This window comes from Pseudomonas sp. SDO5522_S412 (assembly GCF_054071215.1).
In genome coordinates, this window is record NZ_JBSVWQ010000350.1 from 1 (window position 1) to 4,073 (window position 4,073).

The 4,073-nt window shown below is 63.3% G+C and carries 4 protein-coding genes; 1 reads left to right on the forward strand and 3 read right to left on the reverse strand.

Annotated elements, in window-relative coordinates:
- Positions 1-44 precede the first annotated feature (44 nt).
- From ACW9I6_RS31155 to ACW9I6_RS31165, 3 genes are read right to left on the reverse strand one after another with little or no spacing between them, the layout of a single operon-like run.
- Positions 45-365 carry an AtuA-related protein gene (locus tag ACW9I6_RS31155; RefSeq protein WP_177009490.1) on the reverse strand — a complete coding sequence of 107 codons (321 nt, stop codon included), beginning with the start codon at positions 363-365 and terminating at the stop codon, positions 45-47.
- Positions 362-1,693 (reverse strand): acyclic terpene utilization AtuA family protein, encoded by a 1,332-nt coding sequence (locus ACW9I6_RS31160; protein WP_457340196.1) that lies wholly within the window; start codon positions 1,691-1,693, stop codon positions 362-364. Before ACW9I6_RS31160 ends, ACW9I6_RS31155 begins: the two co-directional genes overlap by 4 nt.
- Before the next feature lies 1 nt (position 1,694).
- Positions 1,695-2,987 carry a CitMHS family transporter gene (locus tag ACW9I6_RS31165; RefSeq protein ID WP_457340197.1) on the reverse strand — a complete coding sequence of 431 codons (1,293 nt, stop codon included), beginning with the start codon at positions 2,985-2,987 and terminating at the stop codon, positions 1,695-1,697.
- A 131-nt stretch (positions 2,988-3,118) separates the two neighbouring features.
- On the opposite strand from ACW9I6_RS31165, the gene ACW9I6_RS31170 reads away from it, so the two are divergent.
- Complete coding sequence (locus ACW9I6_RS31170; RefSeq protein ID WP_008432200.1) at positions 3,119-4,015, forward strand: LysR family transcriptional regulator; 897 nt, start codon at positions 3,119-3,121, stop codon at positions 4,013-4,015.
- Positions 4,016-4,073 lie beyond the last annotated feature (58 nt).

A 4,073-nucleotide genomic window follows, 5' to 3' on the forward strand; every position in this document is an offset into this window, starting at 1 on the left:
GTAGTGGCTGATACTCCGCCTTCGCGAGCAAGCCCGCTCCCACATTAGTTTGGTATTGCCAATTCAAGATCCAGCAATGCTGAGCCCAGGCACTTGCCATGGGCGTCCAGCGCCAGCGACCGCGTCACCCCGCCCCGCAGGATCCCCGGCAACACGAAGTTCAGTGCCTGCACATTGGGCAGTTCATAACGCCGCACCGGTGCAGCTCCCGCCTCCAGTAACGGCGCAAAAAACGCCGCCACCACCTCAGCCGTGAGTTGCTTGCAGAGCAGCGGATAGTCCTCGGCCCGATACGCGATGATCGAGATGTTCGAGGTGTCGCCCTTGTCGCCCGTTCGGGAGTGGGCCAGGGTGTGCAGTTTCATGACTCGATCCTCGGGTTGACCGCGTGACGAGGCAGCAGCAACGAGGCCACCGCCACCACCTGGCGCAGGCTCTTGCTGGCGCCGCCGCCGCCGGACGGGCCGTTGGTGTAGAGAGTTTCAACTTCATTGCCGACACGCACCGCCTCGCTGCGTTCTGCGCAGCGGGCGGCTATGCGCAGGCGCACTTCCCACGGTTCAACCGTGCTGCGCGGGCCGTGCAGGGAGTCGACGCCGATCAATTCGGCACGCACGTCCTGCATGCGCACACCGGTCAACTCCAAGCGTTTCAGGACCACATCGCGAGCCAGTTGCGCACGAGCGACCGCGCCCGGGCCACCGTAGGAAATCTGCCCCTCACCGATCCAGCCGTCCAGATAACCGACGCTGACTTTCAACGCTTCGGGACGTGGCCGTCCGCTCGCGCCGTGGGCACGCACCCGGTCCACGGCTTCTTCGGTAAACGCCACCTGGGAAAAATCCGCGCACACGTCCGGTGTGAGGTAGGCCGCCGGGTCGTGCACTTCGTAGATCAATTGTTCGGTGCACGTGGCACGGCTGACCCGCCCACCGGAACCTGCGACCTTGGTGATCAAGGCCTCGCCGTCTGCGTCAATCTCGGCCAGTGGAAAGCCAAGGCGTGCCAGATCGTCCACGTCCTTGAAACCCGGATCGGCAAAGTAGCCACCGCTGACCTGCCCCGCACATTCCAGTAAATGCCCCACCAGCGTGCCGCGCCCCAGCCGTTGCCAATCATCCGCAGCCCAGCCGAATTCGAACATCTGCGGCGCCAGGAACAGCGAAGGGTCTGCCACCCGGCCGGTGATCACCACGTCGGCCTCGGCGCGCAAGGCGTCGATAATGCCGTCGGCGCCCAAATAGGCGTTCGCGGAAATCAATCGCTCGCCCAACGAGCCAAGGGTCTGGCCGTTGTCGAGCAACTGCTCCGGCTGGGCACGCAAGGTCTCAAGCACGTCGTCGCCAACCACCGCCAGCACCTTGAGGTTAAGCCCCAGTTCACTGGCAATCCGCCGCACTTCAACCGCCGCCGCCACCGGATTGGCCGCGCCCATATTGGTGATTACCCGCAGGCGTCGGCGCCCTTCGGGCCGGCCGACAAAGGGCAGCACGCGGCGCATGCGCTCACTCAACAGCGGGTCGTAACCGCCTTGTGGATCGCTGATCCGCGCCTGTTGCGCCAGGGCGATGGTGCGTTCGGCCAGGCATTCGAAGACCAGGTAATCCAGGTCGCCCTGTTCGGCCAATTCCACCGCAGGTTCGATACGGTCGCCGGAGTAGCCGGCACCGGAACCGATGCGCAAGGTTTTCATTTCAAATCACTCCCAGGAGCAAAGCCGTCAGGGTCATCAACACCGACGCGGCAAACAGAAAGGGGATGGTGAAGCGCTGGTGATCGGCCAATTCGATCTTGCACAGGCCCACCAACAGGAAGGTCGCAGGCGTCAACGGGCTGACCGGAAAGCCGGTGGTGTGCACGCCCAGCAACGAGGCCTGGGCCACTTGCAGCGGGTCGACGCCCAAGGCCTTGCCGACTTCGGCGATCACCGGCATCACGCCGAAATAGTAGGAGTCGGGGTCAAACAGCATGCTCAGCGGCATCGACAGGAAGCCCACCACCGCCGGGATCAACTTGCCGTGGCCCGCCGGAATCTGCGCCACCGCCACTTCGGCGATGGCCTTGAGCATGCCGGTGCCTTGCATGATGCCGGTGAACACACCGGCGGCGAGCAGGATGCTGGCCATGGTCAGGGCGGTTTTTGCGTGGGCGTCGATCCGCGCGCGTTGGGCGTCGACGTTCGGGTAGTTGATGCACAGCGCCACCACGGTGCCGAGCATGAACATCACCACCGGGTCGACCCAAGCGGCGATCATCACCACCATCACCAGTACCGTCAGGACCAGGTTGACCCAGAACAGCCGCGGGCGACGCAGGGCAATGTCATCGTCGCTGAGCACCCGTTGCGGCACGGCGTCCACGCTGGAACCAGCGCCCAGGCCCAGGCGTTTTTCTTCCCGGTGGCCCAGCCACCAGGCGCAGGCGAATACAAAGACCAGGCCGACGATCTGCACCGGGATCAGCGGCTGGAACAAGTCCGCCACCGGCACGTGCAGCGCCGCCGAGGAACGCAGTACCGGGCCGGTCCACGGCAGGAAGTTGACCCCGGCCGCCATCGCCGCCACACACGCGAGGATGCGTTTATCAATTCCCAGCCGCGTGTACAGCGGCAGCATCGCCGGCACCGTCACCAGGAAGGTCACCGCGCCGGAGCCGTCGAGGTGCACCAGCAGGGCCAGGGTCGCGGTACCGACGACAATCCTTGTAGGACGCGTCCCTACCGTGCGCAGGATGCGATCAATGATTGGATCCAGCATGCCGGCATCGGTCATGATCCCGAAGAACAGGATCGCGAACACAAACATCCCCACCACGGGGGCGACGTTCTTGATGCCGGTGATGATGAAGGCGCTGGTTTGCAGGCCGAAACCGCCCAGCAGCGCGGCGATGATCGGCAAGGCGATCAGGGCCACCAGTGGCGACAGGCGTTTGCTCATGACGGCAGTGAGCAGGCACAGGATGGTGATGACACCCAGGGTAGCGAGCATGGGGTAGCTCCAGAACGGCGTTTTCGGCCGGTTATTGTTTTCCCTGGAGTATTGGAATCGCGTTAGGCTTTGTAAATTGGAATATTCGGCACCCCACATTCGAAAAAACAAAACGCCCGAGCAAAATAAAAATGAAAAATTCGATCCAGCATATCCAGGCGTTTCTCGCCGTTGCCCGCACGGGCAGTTTTACCAAGGCTGCCAACGAACTGCATTTGTCGCCCTCGGCGCTGACCGTGCAGGTGCAGCAACTGGAAGAGTGGCTAGGGGTTGCCCTGCTCGACCGCAGCCCGCGCCACGTCAGCATCACCGCCGCCGGCCTGGATGCTCGCGGGCCGATGGAGAAGCTGTTGCTGGACCTGGACAACATCGTCACCGGCTCCCGTGACCTAGCAGCGCTACGACGAGGCGTGGTGACCATCGCCGCCCTGCCCTCCGTGTGCGCCGGCGCGTTACCTCCCGCCCTGCGCCTGTTTCGCGAACGTTTTGCCGGGATCGAGGTGCGCTTGCATGACCTGGTTGCTCACCGCATTCATGCGCAAGTGCGTTCGGGCGAGGTGGATTTCGGTATTGGTGTGCGGGCGCGGCTGAGCCACGGGTTGGCGTTTGTGCCGGTGCTGAATGATCGGTTATGTGCGTTCGTGCCGCTGGCTCATCCGCTGACTCGTTTTGCAAAGTTGAGCCTGGAGCAACTGGCCGACCAGCCGATCATCCTCACCGGCCGCGACAGCAGCGTGCGGGAACAGGTGGACGCGTTGTTCGATGAAACACGCCTGACGATGCTCGCGGGGATGGAGGCCAACTACATGTCGACCGTGTTGGCGTTGGTGCGGCAGGGCTTGGGGATCAGTGTGTTGCCGGAATCGGCGGCGGACAGTCTGGAGGGGTTGAAGCGGATTACCATTGATCATCCGGGGGTGAACCGGGAGATCGGGTTGATCAGTCGCAGTGGACAGCCGTTGAGCCCAGCGGCGCAGCGCTGTTTTGAGTTGCTCAGTGAAGAATTACCTGGCGCACCGCAAAACTAAATGTGGGAGCGGGCTTGCTCGCGAAGGCGGTGGGTCAGCCAATACATGTGCTGACTGG